The sequence below is a fragment of the Rhizobiaceae bacterium genome, assembly GCA_023953835.1.
GTDB lineage: Bacteria > Pseudomonadota > Alphaproteobacteria > Rhizobiales > Rhizobiaceae > Mesorhizobium_G.
This window is the reverse complement of sequence record JAMLJB010000001.1, coordinates 1052068-1067247: the sequence shown is the minus strand read 5'-3', so window position 1 is coordinate 1067247 and position 15180 is coordinate 1052068. Positions and strand designations below refer to the sequence as shown.

The following is a 15180-nucleotide window of genomic DNA, read 5'->3' as shown; positions in this document are numbered from 1 at the left end:
TTTTGTTTGGTTCGCCGCTTATCCACACCCTCCCCCTTTCCTTATTTCCGCCGCAGTGGCAGATTCCGTCATCCGCAACCAGATTGGTGATTGATGCCAGACGCGAAGAGGGAAGCCCGCCCGAAAACATCCGGCGCAAGAAAACGAATACCTGCCTTTCTCAACAAGTCCCGAGGCGTGAAGAGCTGGAAGGAAGCGTCAAGCTGGCTCGAATGGCGCGGCATCGAGGACATCGAATGCATCACCCCCGACCAGGCAGGCGTTGCGCGCGGCAAAATGATGCCGTCGAACAAATTCACCTCCAACACCTCGCTCGCGCTGCCGTCCGCGCCCTTCATGATGACCATTTCCGGCGACTACCCGGAAGACGGCAACGGTTTCGAATATCCGGAGGATGACGGCGACCTGAAACTGGTGCCGGACCTTTCCACGCTTTCCGTCGTGCCGTGGGAATCCGATCCCACCGCGCAGGTGATCTGCGATCTGGTGCATCAGGACGGGCGCATGGTGGAGTTCACCCCGCGCAACGTGCTGCGCCGCGTGGTCGAGGCCTATGATGCGCGCGGGCTGAAGCCGGTCGTCGCGCCCGAGATCGAGTTCTACCTCGTGCGCAAGAATCCCGACCCCGACTATCCGTTGTCGCCGCCGGTCGGCCGCTCGGGCCGTCCCATTGCCGGCGGCTCGGGATATTCCATCGCGGGCGTCAACGAATATGACGAGCTGATCGACGACATCTACCATTTCTCCGAGGCGCAGGGGTTGGAGATCGACACGCTGATCCACGAGGAGGGCGCGGGCCAGCTTGAAATCAACCTGCGCCATGGCGATCCCGTCGCGCTTGCCGACCAGGTGTTCATGTTCAAGCGCACCATCCGGGAAGCCGCGCTCAAGCACGATGTCTATGCCACCTTCATGGCCAAGCCCATTCAGGGCCAGCCCGGCTCGGCAATGCATATCCACCAATCCGTGGTGGACCGAAAAACCGGCCGGAACGTTTTCACCAATGCCGACGGCACCGAGAGCGAGGCTTTTTTCCATTTCCTCGGCGGCATGCAGAAGCATGTGCCGAACGCGCTCGTGATGTTCGCGCCCTATGTGAACTCCTACCGGCGGCTGACGCAGGCCGCATCGGCCCCGGTCAACAACAAATGGGGCTACGACAACCGCACCACCGCCTTCCGCGTGCCGCGCTCGGACCCCGCCGCGCGGCGCGTCGAGAACCGCATTCCTTCCTCCGACGCCAATCCCTATCTCGCGCTGGCGGCGTCGCTCGCCTGCGGGCTGATCGGCATTGTCGACAAGCTACCCTGCGAAGCCGCCGTCACCACCACGGCGAACGAGGACGAGATCGACCTGCCGCGCGGGCTGCTGGAGGCCGTGGACCTGTTCGAGCAGGACGAGGAATTGCGCAAGCGGCTCGGTCTGCAATTCGCCAACACCTACGTCGCCATCAAGCGCGCGGAATTCGAGACCTTCATGGAAGTGATCTCGCCGTGGGAGCGCGAATATCTGCTGCTGAACGTGTGACGGCATGGCCTACCAGTCCCCCATTTCCCCCGGTCGCTCGTGGTATGAGGATTCTGTCGCGGAGCGCCCCGCTTTTCCGGCGCTGGACGGCGACCGGCAGGTCGATGTCGTGGTTGTCGGAGGCGGCTTCACGGGCCTTTCGGCGGCGGTGCACCTGGCCAAGGCCGGAACCCGCGTCGCGCTGATCGAGACCCACCGCTTCGGCGACGGCGCATCGGGCCGCAATGGCGGCCAGTTCGGCACCGGCCAGCGCGCCTGGGCCGAGGAAATGGAAGCCGAATATGGCTTGACGCGCGCGAAGGCGCTGTTCGATCTGGCCGAGGAAGCCAAGGCGCACCTGCTCGAATTTACCGCCGCCAACGGCATCGACATGGACTTTCGCCCCGGCCAGATGTCGGTCGCGCACAAGCCGCGCTTCGTGGACGACTACCGCGCCCATGCCGAGATCATGGCGACACGCTTCAACTATCCGCATATCAGCTTCATGGATGCTGCCGAGACCGCCGGGCGGCTCGGCTCGACGCAATATTTCGGCGGCACGCGCGACACCGGCACCGGCCACATCAACCCCCTCAAATTGCTCGTCGGCACCGCCCGGGCCGCCGCCGATGCAGGCGCGGAGCTTTACGAGCAGACCAGCGCTTCCGCCATTTCCTCGTCCGGCGGCAAGGTGTCGGTCGCGACCCCGCGCGGCACCATCACCGCCGACAAGGCGCTGATTGCCGTCAACGCCTATGGCGGCGATCTCGAACCGCAGAGCGCCGCGCATGTCATGCCCATCGGCTCCTTCATCGGCGCCACCGTGCCGCTGCCTGCCGACACGCCGGTCCTGCCGGGCGGCGAGTCCGTGGACGACAGCCGCTTCGTCGTGCGCTATTTCCGCAAGTCGCCCGACAACCGCCTTTTGTTCGGAGGCCGCGAGATCTACGCGGTGAACGATCCAAAGGACATTCACATCCACATCCGCAAGCAGATCGCGGAAATCTATCCCTTCCTGAAGGATGTCGAGATCACGCATGGCTGGGGCGGCTATGTCGGCATCACCATGCCGCGCAAACCGTGGGTGCGCGAGGTCATGCCGAATGTCATCTCGGCGGGCGGCTATTCAGGCCACGGCGTCATGCTGTCGAATTTCGTCGGCAAGCTCTACGCCGAGACGGTCGGCGGCAACCGCGACCGGCTGAAGCTGTTCGAGGACCTGAAAATCCCGGCGTTCCCCGGCGGACGGCGCTTCCGCGCCCCGCTTCTGTTTCTGGCGCTCAACTGGTACGCGCTGCGGGACCGGCTTTAGGCTGCGCCGCCCCTCAGCAATTCCTGCCTGGCTTCCTCATACTCGCGCACCAGTCGATCGACCAGTTCGGCGGTGGGCACGACCTTGTCGATGACACCGATGCCCTGCCCGCAGCCCCAGATTTCCTTCCACGCCTTGGCGTCCGTCGCGCCGAAGTTCATCTTCGTCGGATCGGATTGCGGAAGGTTGTCGGGGTCCATGCCCTGCGCGCGGACGGAGCCCTTGAGGTAGTTTCCGTGCACGCCGGTAAACAGGTTGGAATACACGATGTCGGCGGCTTTCGAGTCCACGATCATCTGCTTGTAGGCGTCCGGCGCGCGGGCTTCCGTGGTCGCGATGAACGGCGAGCCGATATAGGCAAGGTCGGCGCCCATCGCGCACGCCGCCAGCACGGCGCGGCCCGTGGCGATTGCACCTGACAGCAGCAACGGCCCGTCAAACCATTGCCGGAGTTCCTGCACCAGCGCGAAGGGCGAGAGCGTTCCCGCATGGCCGCCCGCGCCCGTCGCGACGGCGATCAAGCCGTCCGCGCCCTTCTCGATGGCCTTGCGCGCATGCCGGTCGTGAATGATGTCGTGCAGGACGATTCCGCCATAGGAATGCACCGCCTGATTGACCTCCTCGACTGCTCCCAGCGAGGAAATGACAATCGGCACCTTGTACTTCACGCACATGGCGAGGTCGTGCTGGAGCCTTGTGTTCGACTTGTGGACGATCTGGTTCACGGCAAAAGGTGCGGCGGGGCGCTCCGGATGCTTCGCGCTAAAACCAGCGAGTTCCTCGGTGATCTCGGCCAGCCATTCGTCCAGTTGCGCCTCGGGGCGCGCATTGAGCGCCGGAAACGACCCGACCACGCCCGCCTTGCACTGCGCCAGCACCGACGGCGGATGCGCGATGATGAACATCGGCGCGGCAACCACCGGAATGCGTAGATTGTCTCTCAGCACGGCAGGCACCGCCATCGTCCGCTCCTCCATTGACGTTTTCGTAAACGTTAGTTTCTAGCGGGATGCGGAAGAATAGCAAGTGGAGGGGTAGACCTTGCCGCATCGTCGCGCTGCCACTGCTGCGGTCAATCCTCCAGTGCGCCGGGGCGGTGCGTTGCGCTTGGCCGGCTCCCGATCAGCTTTATGAGGTCGTCCCCGGCAAAGGCGGCGCGGTGATTGCGCCGTGTCAGGATCAATCCGCCCTGCGGTGCGAGGACGTCCAGCCGACCGTCCGGGTCGCCGGGTGCATGAACGATCGTCACGAGGCGGGCACCCTGTTCCACGCGGTCGCCCGGCCTGACATGGTAGAGCAGCGCTCCGGCGCGGGGCGCGCGGATCATCTCCACATGTTCGACGGGAGCCGCAACGCCCTGAAACGGGGACGAGGCGGGCACGCCGGGGTCGGCAACCACGCCGCGCGTCACCAGCAGCCGGTAAAGCCCCTTGGCATCCTCCCGCGCAAGCGAGGGATCCACATCGGTCATTCCGCGATATTCGACGGTGGAAACCACGCGCCTGTCGAACCGTGCCAGCGCGGCGGGACCCGAGATATATGGATCGATGGACGCCTGGTCGAATGCCGCCCCACAATCGCCGTCCCACAGGATCACGGCCTCCATGTTCATTGCCGAACTGCAATCCTGCATCGAGGGCCAGAGCACGGTCGGAACATAGAGATAGGCAAGACTCTCGTCGTCGCAGTGGAGGTCGAGCACGATGTCATGCCCCATCGAAAGCTTGAGCAGGCGGGCCTTCAGCCGCTGGTCTGCCGTCGCGTTGTCGAGCGTCGCCTCAGGGTCCTCGTCGGGCGAGGCGAGCAGTGGAAACTCGCGGTTGAAATTGGTCTGGGTGCCGAAGTGGAAGCGGCCCATCAGCTCGCCCGCCTGATATTGCGAGCGGCCTATCGGGTTGGCGGACGGCACGATGGTAATGCGTCCGCGAATCCTGCCCTCGTCATCGGCCTTGCGCAGCATCGGCATGAGCGCGTCGATGGCCACGACGCCCGGCAGTTCACCGCCATGCAGCGCGGCCTGCAGATAGGCCGACGGCGCATCCTCCCGGCCGTCGAAATGAAAGACCGGGAAGGCGTAGGAAACGCCCTGCGTATCGCCCGCGATCAGCTCAACCGTTCTGCGCATCGGCCCTTTGTGGGCGGTTTGCGCGGCGGGCTCAAGGGGAAAAAGACTGGGGCAGGATGAACGGCATGTTGCCGGGCGGCGTCTTTCCGACGCTGAGCCTGCATTCAAAGGCCGCGCCGATCACCTCGTCGCGCATCACCTCGGTCGGCGAACCGCTCGCGGCCATTCGTCCGCGCGACAGCACCACGATGCGGTCGCCATACATGGAGGCGAGATTGAGGTCGTGCAGGATGGCGACAACGCCGCCGCCGCCCTCGGCATAGGCGCGCGCGGTCTCCATGATTGCGAGCTGGTGCTTGATGTCGAGGCTCGACACCGGCTCGTCGAGAAACAGGAAGCGCGGCGTGCCGTCGAGCACCGGCTCCCACACCTGGCACAGCACACGCGCGAGCTGCACGCGCTGTTGCTCGCCGCCGGAAAGTTCCTGATAGAGCCGTCCGGCAAAGCCTCGAAGGTCGACGGCGGCAAGCGCGCGTTCGGCGAGTTGGGCATGGCGCGCCGGTTCGACGCCGCTGCGTCCCGAAACGATGCCGAGATTGACGATCTCGCGCACGGTGAAGGGAAAGGAAAGCGTCGTCGCCTGCGGCAGCACGGCGCGCATCGCCGCCTGCCTCGCGGGCGGGGTCGACGACACGTCCTGCCCGTTGAGCCGGATCGAGCCGCGATAGTCAGCCTCGCCGGACATTGCCTTCATCAAAGTCGTCTTGCCCGAGCCGTTCGGGCCGACGATTACCGTCACCTCGCCTGGGTGCGCCTCGAAGCCGATACCGTCGACGATGGTGCGCGTGCCGATGGCGACGGAAACATTGTCGAGCGCGATCATCGTCAGAGATCCAGCATGCCGCGCTTGCGCAGCAATATCCAGAGAAAGAACGGCGCGCCAGCAAGTGCGGTCACGATGCCGATGGGCAATTCGGCGGGCGCGACGATGGTGCGCGACACGGCGTCCGCCAGCAGCAGCAGGCTTGCGCCGAGCAGCGCGGAGGCCGGAAGCAGGTAGCGGTTGTCGGGGCCTATGGCGAGCCGCAGCATATGCGCGACGACAATGCCAACGAAGCCGATGCCGCCGCTGACCGCCACCGATGCGCCGACCGCAGCCGAGACCGAGAGGATTGCCGCATATTTCAGCCGTTGAACAGGTACGCCGAGGTGATGCGCCGTCGGCTCTCCCAGCGCGAGCGCGTTGAGACCGCGCGCGAGAAAGGGGCTGACTGCCAGCGCGGCGACGATGATCGGCGCGATGGCCCAGATTTTCGACCATGTGGCCCCGGCCAGCGAACCCAGCGACCAGAAGGTGAGGTCGCGCAACTGCCGGTCGTCGGCCATGAAGATCAGTATGCCCGTCAGCGCCATGGCGAGCGCGGCGAGCGCAATGCCCGCAAGCAGCATGGTCGCGACCGAAGTGCGCCCGTGGCGGGTGGCGACCTGATAAAGGATGAAGGTGGTGGCGAGGCCGCCCGCGAATGCCGTCACGGGCAGGGCAAGCGGCCCGAGTGCGGCGTTCAGCGGCCCGAGCAGCGTCGGCCCGATGACGATCATCGTCACCGCGCCGAGGCTTGCGCCCGACGAGACGCCGACCAGTCCCGGATCGGCCAGCGGATTCCGAAAAAGCCCCTGCATGACCGCGCCGGACACGGCGAGCGAAGCACCGACGAGAACGCCCATCAGCAGGCGCGGCAGGCGGATGTCGTAGATGATGATGCGGTCCCGCACGCTGACCGCGCCCTCGCCGCCCAGAATGTCGCGCAGCACGGTTGCCGCCGTCACGTCGGACGCGCCCGAAGTAAGGCTGAACAGCATCGTCGCGACGAGCAAGAGGAACAGAAGCACGATGGCCAATTGCGCGCGGCGGCTACGGTCGCCTTCCGCTGCGTTTCCGTTTTCGATCCGCTGCTCGGCGGCCATCGTCTGAAGCGCCACGATCCGCGTCTCAGTTCGCCAAGGCGTCGCCGTAGAGGCCGGCGGCAAGCTCGCGTACCGCGCTGGCGGTGCGCGGCCCGAACCCGAGCAGGTAGGCGCCGTCCATGCGCAGGACTTTCTTTCCCTCGCCAGCCGGGGTCGAGGCGATGGCTGGATGCTGCACGATCTGCTCGTCGCTGATCGACTCGCCGGACCGGTCCATGACCAGCACCACATCGGGCCGCGCGGAAATGACCGCCTCGTCCGTCAGTTGCTTGTAGCCGGTGAACCCGTCGATCGCATTCACCGCTCCCGCCAGCTTGATCATGCCGTCGGCGGCGGTGTGCGTGCCGGAGGCCAGTATTTTGCCGCCCTGCAACGACAGGACGAAGAGCACGCGCTTGCGGTCGGAAATGCCCTTCGTCAGCGTTTCGGCGGCATTGAGGTCGGCATCGACCTGCTTTGCAAGCGCGTCGGCCTTGGAAGGTTCTCCGATCGCCGCGCCGACGATCTCGATCTTGTCCACGATTCCCTTGTGGTCGAAGGTCTCGGGCACCTCGACATAGGGGACGCTGGCCTTCTTGAGAACGTCGACCGCCTCCTTCGGCCCCGCGCTCTGCAGGGCAATGATGCCGGACGGATTGACCGACAGAACACCTTCCGGGGAAAGCTGGCGCATATAGCCGACATCGGGCAGCGTGAACGCTTCCTGCGGATACACACTGGTCGAATCGCGCGCGACGAGCTTCTCCTCCGCGTCGAGTGCGTAGAGGATCTCCGTCACCGACCCGCCGATTGCGACGATGCGGGTCGTGTCGGGCAGTGCCGCCACTTCCTCCGCCTCCGCCGCGCCTGCAAAGCCGACGCACACAAGCGCGACGGCTGCAATGTTCATCACTTTCATGGTCACGACCTCAAGCTGCGCTCTGCGCCGGAAGGCGCGGCAATGCTTCGACCAGCATGCGCCAGTCATTGCGCTCGGCATGGCCCTCGTGCCGCTTGCCGAAGAACTGGATGATCATGCGCCCTTCCGCGTCATAGGCTTCGAGCGAGGTGACATGGCCGTCCTTGGTCGGCTTGCGCACGCCCCAGACCTCACGAATGTGATCTGTGCGAAGATGCAGATGGAACGTCTCGTCGAGTACGTTGAGCCACGGTCCCATCGGCTTGACCGAGGCAATCGGCCCGGAATGGATCTGGATGCAGCCGCGATTGCCCACGAAGCACATGATCGGCAAGCCCGATTCGGCGGCACCCTCCATCATGGCGGCGACAGCCTGTGGGTCGAGCGTCCAGGCATAGTCCTGCCCGACCATGCGCATCGCTTCGCGGCGCGACAGTTTCAACGCGCGCAACATCCCGAAAAATTGATGCACATCCGTCATCTTGCTCCAGCGTTCGCGAAGCTCGTCCGCCGTGGCTGATGATTGTTCGGGCGTCTCGGGTAGGATCGGCGCGACGGTGACGGTCTGGCTCTGGTCCGCCGAGACATGCGCTGCGACCAGCGCTTCATAGGCTGCAATGTCCGATGCAGGGCGCAGATGCACCTTATGGACCGCCTCGCCGGATGCGTCGAAGAACTGGAGTGAGCGGCGAATTTCCTCGCCGTCGCGCTTTTCCACCGCGAAGCCGTGCGTCCAGACATGCGGGAAAATGCGCAGGTCGATCTGTTCGCCGAGCGTCAGCACTGTGTGGTCGCCGGCAATCACCTTGTCATAGACGCCGATCTTTTCGTGGACCGCGCTGTCGTTGCGGGTCAGCGCCATCACCTCGCCCACCGCTTCCAGCCCGCGCAGAAGGGCCGCGACCTTCGGCTCGATGCGCGTGACGCCTTCGCCGCAGTGCGCTGCAACAAACTCCGCTTCCGAAATGCCGAGGCTGACCGAAAGATCGCGCTCGCGCATTTTCGGATTTTCCTCTCGCGCGCGCCGGATATCCGCCGGGGCCGGCTTCATTGCAATGTTCATTCAACCCTCTCTGTTGCCTTTGGGCCGCAGTCCGATTTGCGAGCATTCGCAAGGGCCTGCATTTATCTTGACTCGACAAGTCAGCTTTAATAGCTGTGCATTACCGGAGTTTGAGAGTCAAGTTTAGACAACCGGAATAGGAGTGCAAGCAAGCGTGTTGCGCAAGCCAGCATCGGCAACGCAATTGGAGTGGGAAATGGGGATAATTCGGCTTAACAGTCTCGCGCTTGTGTGCAGCGCGGCATTCGGGGCGAGCGCTTTTTGCGGCGCGGCATTGGCACAGCAGCAGGAACAACCTGTCGAATTGGCCCCTGTGGTCGTGCAGACCCAGCAGCAGGCGGACCAGCCCGTACAGAACGCCACCGAAACCACGATCGGCCGGCCGGTGCTTCAAAACCGCATGGCCGAGGATTTCGACGATGTCGGGCGCCGCATCGACGCCGGCGTGAATTTCAACGACCAGAACGCGAGCATCAACCTGCGCGGCCTTCAGGACGACCGCGTGCTGACCACCATCGACGGCGTACGCGTTCCGTGGCTCGTCGACCCCCGCGACAGCGCGAAGGGCGGACTCAACGCATTCGATTTCGATTCGCTCTCGACGCTCGATATCGTGCGCGGCGCGGATTCCAGCCGCTACGGGTCGGGCGCGCTTGGCGGCGTTGTCCAGTTGCGCACCATCGACCCGGAGGACCTGATCGAGGACGGCAAGCAGTTCGGCGCAATCCTCAAGGGCGTATATGACAGTGCTGACAGGAGCTGGCGCGGCAACGCTGCGGTCGCCGGTCGGGCGAACGACACCTGGCTTCTCGTGCAGGGCGGCTATCGCCGGGGTCACGAGACGGAGAACATGGGTGATGTGGGCGGTTACGGCTCCACCCGCACCGAGCCCAATCCGGGCGACTTTGACCAGCGCAACCTGCTCGTGAAGCTGCATCAGTATATCGAAGGCGGCCATCGTCTCGGCCTGACGGCGGAACTGGCGAATCGCGACTTCGACTACGACAATATGAGCGGCACCACGTCGAGCTATGTGCCCGGCAGCTTTGAGTCGGGCGACGAGACCGACCGCAAGCGCGTTTCCGCCGACTACAAGTTCGAATCTCCCGACAAATCGGACATCGTCGATACGGCGAACCTGACCGTTTACTGGCTGGAGCAGAAGCTGAACGCCACGACAGACGCCATTCGCGTGCCGGATGCGCGTTCATTCATCATCCCGGGCGATCCGTTCATGTACGGCTACCCCTACGGCCCCTATACCCGCGACAACTGGATCAAGCAGACAAGCTACGGCTTCACCTCGGACGGCACCAAGGAGCTGGACCTCGGCGGCCATTCCAACGAATTGCGTTTCGGCGCGGAACTGTACGGTCAGAAGACGACGCAGTTTTCGAGCGGCGAGGACAATTGCCCGGACGTCAACTGGAACTTCATCCCTGACTTTTTCGGCCCGCAAAGCTGCCGCTTCCTGCACACCAACACAGCCGACATGCCCGAGGTGGACAGCACCTTCTTCGGCGCTTTCCTCGAAGACGACATCAAGTTCTACGATGACCGGCTGACGCTGACGCCGGGGCTGCGTTTCGACTGGTACCGGCACAGCCCGAAGTCGACGCCCGAATATCAGGCAAGCCCGAACTACGATCCGGCCTATCTGGTGGACAACAGCGATTCGCGCGTTTCGCCCAAGCTCAGGCTGGCATGGCAGGCGACGCCCGATGTCGAGCTGTTCGCGCAGTGGGCGCAGGGCTTCCGCGCGCCGAGCGCAAGGGAACTCTATGAGAACTTCGCCAATGCCGGCCAGTATGCCCGCATCGGCAATCCCGACCTCAAGCCCGAAACCAGCAACGGCTTCGAGATCGGCGCGGCCTACACGACCGCCGACTACGGGATTTCGGCCAACATCTTCAACAATTACTACCGGAATTTCATCGAGGACGTCTCACTCCCTGCGACGCCGGACTATCCGCTCGTCTTTTCGTACCAGAACCTCGCGCGTGTGCAGATCTATGGTGCGGAGGTGCGTGGCTATGCGCGTTTCAACAGCAACTGGAAGGCGTGGGGATCGCTTGCCTATGCCGAAGGCAAGAACACCGACACCGATGAATACCTGAATTCGGTGCCGCCGCTGCGCGCCATTCTCGGCCTCGGCTACGAGCAGGAAACATGGGGCGTGGACGTCTCGACCACCCTTGCGGCGGCGCGCGACAAGGTGAGCGGAACCGGCTTTGCCGCGCCGGGATACGGGATCGTCGACCTGTCCGGCTACTGGGAGCCGGCTGAGGTCAAGGGACTGCGCATCCAGGCGGGCGTCTACAATTTGTTCGACAAGAAGTACTGGAACGCGCTCGACGTGCCGGATGGCACCAATCCCGACATCTACGACCGCTATTCCGAACCTGGCCGGACCTTCCGACTGGCCATAACGCAGAAGTTCTGAGGGGTCTCGATTGTCCAGGACAGGCATGGCCATGGCTGCCGCGGTGCTGCAATTCGCAGCCGTCGCGGCGGCGCAAGCACAGGACGGGGGCGCGCCACAATCGGGCACGCTCTCGCTCGAACTCAATGCCGCCCAGCCTTCCGACAAGGGCTGCCGCCTGACATTCGTCGTGAACAACGGACTGCCCGCCGATATCAAGACAGCGTCGTTCGAGCTTGTGCTGTTCGACAGGTCCGGGGTAGTTGACCGCATCACCGCTTTGGGTTTCAAGGAAATGCCTGAGGGAAAGACGAAGGTTTCGCGCTTCGACCTTTCGGGAGTGGATTGCGGCAAGCTCGGCCGCGTGCTTGTCAATTCCGTGACGGAGTGCGCGGGCGAGGGCATCGAGCCGGAAAACTGTTCGCGCCGGCTCAAGACATCCACCAGGGCAGGCATCGAATTTGGAATGTGAGGCCCGCGCTCAAGATGCGGGACGAGAAAAGTGATTCAGACAGAACGAAAAGCCATGCACGTCACAACCCGAGCGAAAGCATCGGTGCCGGTTCCAGTGCTCGCCATTCCAGCAGCGATCGCCGGGATGACCTCCGGGGCGTTCGCGCAGGAGGCGGGCAGCGCGCACTCCATCGTGCTGCCCGTCAACCTGTCGCCATGGGGCATGTTCATGAATGCCGACATCATCGTGAAGGCGGTGATGATCGGCCTCGCCTTTGCCTCGCTGGTCACGTGGACCGTCTGGCTCTACAAATCGCTTGAGCTTTTCGCGGCCCGCAGGCGTGCAGAAAAGGGGCTGGTCACGGTCGTGCATGCCTCCAGCCTGAACGAAGCCATCGAGGCGGTCGGCAAGCGCGGCGATGCGTCCTCGCTGCTGGTTCGCGCCGCAGCAGAAGAACTTGAAATGTCCACGCCCGTCATCGACCGCGCGGGCGGCGAGGGCGTGAAGGAACGCGTCGCCTCGCGGCTTTCGCGCATCGAGGTCCGGGCTGGCCGCAATATGTCGCGCGGCACCGGGGTCATCGCGACCATCGGCGCAACCGCGCCCTTCGTCGGCCTGTTCGGCACGGTGTGGGGCATCATGAACTCGTTCATCGGCATTTCGGAAGCCCAGACGACCAATCTCGCCGTCGTTGCCCCGGGCATCGCGGAAGCGCTGCTGGCAACGGCCATCGGCCTCGTTGCGGCCATTCCGGCGGTGGTCATCTACAATGTGTTCGCGCGCTCCATCGGCGGGTACAGGCAATTGCTCGGCGACGTTTCCGCCGGTGTCGAACGGCTGGTCAGCCGCGACCTGGATCGCCGGGCGATGCCGCGCCACAGGCTTGCGGCGGAGTAGGTCATGGCCGCGCGCATCCGAGAAAACAGCGGCGACGACCTCGAGGAATCGCACGAGATCAACGTCACGCCGTTCATCGACGTGATGCTGGTGCTGCTCATCATCTTCATGGTGGCGGCGCCGCTTGCCACGGTCGACGTCAATGTCGACCTGCCCGGATCGACCGCGCCCGCCACGCCACGCCCGGAAAAGCCGGTATTTCTTACCGTCAAGGACGATCTCAGCCTGTCGCTCGGCAACGAGACCGTCGCGCGCGAGGCATTCGGCGCCAAGCTCGTGCAGCTGACCGACGGCGACAAGGAAGCCCGCATCTTCCTGCGCGCCGACAAGGATGTGCCCTATGGCGAACTCACCGAAGTCATGAACCTGCTGCGCGGCGCCGGCTATCTCAAGGTCGCGCTGGTCGGACTGGAAAGTGCGCCGGTTCCGGCGGCGGGGCAATGATCGCGGACCATCACGACCACGCCGAACTCGACCGCATGCCCTGGCGGCGCGATGTGCTGAAATGGGGCGCGGCGGCGTTCGTCGTCTGCATCGCGCATGGCGCGGCGGCCTACGGCGTCATCGCGCTCGCGCCGGAACAGGAGCCGCAGGCCGTTGTCGAGGCGATGAACATCGAACTGACGCCGCTCAGCGTCAGCACCGCCGAGCCGGTGACCGAAGACGCCGCCGCCGAGGTGCTGCCGGAGCAATTGGCGGAAATCCCGGACCTGCCGACGGAGGTCACTGAAACCGTCGAGGAAGAGCAGCCCGAGGAAGTCACGGAGACCGAACAGGAGGAGCCGGACGATCCCCGGCCACCCGAAGTCGCCCGGGCCGAGGTGACGGAAGAGGTCGAGGAACTCGAACCGATCCCGGAAACGCCCGAGGCGGTCGTTGCCCTGCCGCAGCCGAGGCCCGAGATCGTCGAGGAGACGGTCGAGGTCGAAAAGCCGAAGCCGCGCAAGCCCAGGCCGCGCAAAGTCGAAGAAAAGCCGGTGGTCAAGACGGAGAAGCGTCCCACCCAGTCGCGCCAGTCGATTGCGGGCGCCGCCGCGCCGCGCGCGCCGAGCATCAGCCCCAATCGCTGGTATGCACAGGTTCAGGCGGCAATTGCGCGCAGGAAGCCGCGCGGCATGGGCGCTTCCGGCAAGGTTGCGGTGCGCTTCGTGGTCAATCGGTCGGGCGATGTCGTCTCGTCCGGCATTGCGCGTTCATCCGGCAATGGCCAGCTCGACAGCGCCGCGCTCGGCATGGTGCGCGGCGCGCGCGTGCCGCCGCCGCCCGCCGGCATCACCAGCCACACCTTCACGATCCCCGTATCGTTCGAGATGCGTTAGAGCGTTTCACAGTTAGTTTGAATCATTCTGTTTGTCGTTTTGGCGCGGCGGTCCACAAGGAAGGGCGCGAAGGACGGGCTGGTTGCCCGGTCGAGCGGCATGACGAAGTGGGTGCCCGCCAAACGCAAACCCGAAGGGCCGGGCCGGTTTGCGCCAAATCCTTCGGTCTTTGTCTTGTCCGGGCCACCAGCCCGACCTGCGACAAACCCCTTGGCCTTGTCGCAAACCATCGCCGGCAGAATGCTTCAAACTAACTGCGAAACGCTCTAGCGCTTCGCTTCCACGGCGTCCCAGAACAGCGCCGCGACATCCGCGCCGCCGAAGCGCTTGATCTCGCGGATGCCGGTCGGCGAGGTCACGTTGATCTCGGTCATATGGTCGCCGATGACATCGATGCCGACGAGGATGAAGCCGCGTTCCCTCAGCGACGGCCCGATGCGCGCGCAGATCTCGCGCTCGCGCGCTGTCAGTTCGGTCTTTTCGGCGCGACCGCCGACATGCATGTTCGAGCGCGAATCATGGTCCGCCGGCACGCGGTTGATCGCGCCCACCGGCTCGCCGTCGATCAGGATGATCCGCTTGTCGCCCTTGCGCACATCCTTCAGGTAGCGCTGGACGATATAGGGCTCGCGGAACAGTTGGCCGAACATTTCGAGCAGCGAGGCAAGGTTCCTGTCTGCCTCGGCCATGTGGAAGATGCCCGCGCCGCCATTGCCGTAGAGCGGCTTGACGATGATGTCGCCATGCGCCTTGCGGAAAGCGGCCACCTCCTGCGGGTCCTTGGTAATCAGCGTTTCCGGCATCAGGTCGGGAAACTCCGTGACGAATATCTTCTCCGGGCTGTTGCGCACCCAGGCCGGGTCGTTGACCACCAGCGTGGCCGGGTGGATGCGCTCCAGAAGATGCGTGGTGGTGATGTAGTTCATGTCGAAGGGCGGATCCTGCCTCAACAGGATCACGTCCATTTCCGACAGGTCGGTGCGCACCGGGTCGCCCAGCGTATAGTGATCGCCCTTCACGTCGCGGACCTGCATCGGCTCGATGCGCGCGAAAACCTTGCCGTCCTGCATCGAAAGCCGGTCGGGCGTGTAGTGAAAGAGCTGGTGGCCGCGCCGCTGTGCCTCGAGCGAAAGCGCGAAGCTCGTGTCTCCTGCGATTGTGATGGTCGACACATGGTCCATCTGGACGGCGACTTTGAGCGGCATGTGAACTCCGGCGCTGCGACAGTTTGCTCTCATCTACAGCCTCCACGCCATGCTGCCAATCGGTCCGCGCACCG

Annotated in this window: 14 protein-coding genes; 7 read left to right on the top strand and 7 right to left on the bottom strand. The window is 64.4% G+C overall.

Translation table 11 applies throughout. The features are described 5' to 3' along the window. The first annotated feature begins 93 nt into the window (after positions 1–93). On the top strand, positions 94–1527 hold the full coding sequence (locus tag M9924_05010; GenBank protein ID MCO5063759.1) for a glutamine synthetase family protein: 1434 nt from the start codon (positions 94–96) through the stop codon (positions 1525–1527). Positions 1528–1531: 4 nt separating this feature from the next. Then, entirely contained in the window at positions 1532–2818 is a 1287-nt protein-coding gene (locus M9924_05005) for an FAD-binding oxidoreductase (GenBank protein ID MCO5063758.1), read from the top strand. Here M9924_05005 and M9924_05000 read toward each other — a convergent pair. The 6 genes from M9924_05000 to M9924_04975 form a co-directional block, all read right to left on the bottom strand. Further along, positions 2815–3780 (bottom strand): nitronate monooxygenase family protein, encoded by a 966-nt coding sequence (locus M9924_05000; GenBank protein ID MCO5063757.1) that lies wholly within the window; start codon positions 3778–3780, stop codon positions 2815–2817. The genes M9924_05005 and M9924_05000 overlap by 4 nt on opposite strands. A gap of 110 nt (positions 3781–3890) precedes the next feature. Further along, the gene (locus tag M9924_04995) at positions 3891–4943 is read right to left on the bottom strand and encodes a succinylglutamate desuccinylase/aspartoacylase family protein (protein ID MCO5063756.1); all 1053 of its coding nucleotides are present in this window, start codon (positions 4941–4943) and stop codon (positions 3891–3893) included. A gap of 31 nt (positions 4944–4974) precedes the next feature. Beyond that, positions 4975–5766, bottom strand: a complete 792-nt coding sequence (locus tag M9924_04990; protein MCO5063755.1) for a heme ABC transporter ATP-binding protein — start codon at positions 5764–5766, stop codon at positions 4975–4977. Between the two features lie 2 nt (positions 5767–5768). Then, positions 5769–6848 (bottom strand): iron ABC transporter permease, encoded by a 1080-nt coding sequence (locus tag M9924_04985; protein MCO5063754.1) that lies wholly within the window; start codon positions 6846–6848, stop codon positions 5769–5771. Between the two features lie 25 nt (positions 6849–6873). Further along, entirely contained in the window at positions 6874–7737 is an 864-nt protein-coding gene (locus M9924_04980; GenBank protein MCO5063753.1) for a hemin ABC transporter substrate-binding protein, read from the bottom strand. Between the two features lie 19 nt (positions 7738–7756). Beyond that, a complete protein-coding gene (locus tag M9924_04975; protein MCO5063752.1) occupies positions 7757–8809 on the bottom strand; it encodes a hemin-degrading factor in 1053 nt (350 codons plus the stop codon). A gap of 196 nt (positions 8810–9005) precedes the next feature. On the opposite strand from M9924_04975, the gene M9924_04970 reads away from it, so the two are divergent. Genes M9924_04970 through M9924_04950 form a run of 5 tightly spaced genes read left to right on the top strand, consistent with a single transcriptional unit; the run spans position 9006 to position 13901 of the window. Beyond that, positions 9006–11252, top strand: coding sequence for a TonB-dependent hemoglobin/transferrin/lactoferrin family receptor (locus M9924_04970; protein MCO5063751.1), 2247 nt, complete (start codon positions 9006–9008; stop codon positions 11250–11252). Positions 11253–11277: 25 nt separating this feature from the next. After that, positions 11278–11703, top strand: a complete 426-nt coding sequence (locus M9924_04965; protein ID MCO5063750.1) for a hypothetical protein — start codon at positions 11278–11280, stop codon at positions 11701–11703. A gap of 54 nt (positions 11704–11757) precedes the next feature. After that, positions 11758–12582, top strand: a complete 825-nt coding sequence (exbB, locus tag M9924_04960; protein ID MCO5063749.1) for a tonB-system energizer ExbB — start codon at positions 11758–11760, stop codon at positions 12580–12582. A gap of 3 nt (positions 12583–12585) precedes the next feature. Beyond that, on the top strand, positions 12586–13026 hold the full coding sequence (exbD, locus tag M9924_04955; protein ID MCO5063748.1) for a TonB system transport protein ExbD: 441 nt from the start codon (positions 12586–12588) through the stop codon (positions 13024–13026). Further along, positions 13023–13901, top strand: a complete 879-nt coding sequence (locus M9924_04950; protein ID MCO5063747.1) for a TonB family protein — start codon at positions 13023–13025, stop codon at positions 13899–13901. Before exbD ends, M9924_04950 begins: the two co-directional genes overlap by 4 nt. 266 nt (positions 13902–14167) lie before the next feature. Here M9924_04950 and gshB read toward each other — a convergent pair whose 3' ends face one another. Next, on the bottom strand, positions 14168–15106 hold the full coding sequence (gene gshB, locus M9924_04945; protein MCO5063746.1) for a glutathione synthase: 939 nt from the start codon (positions 15104–15106) through the stop codon (positions 14168–14170). Positions 15107–15180: the final 74 nt, after the last annotated feature.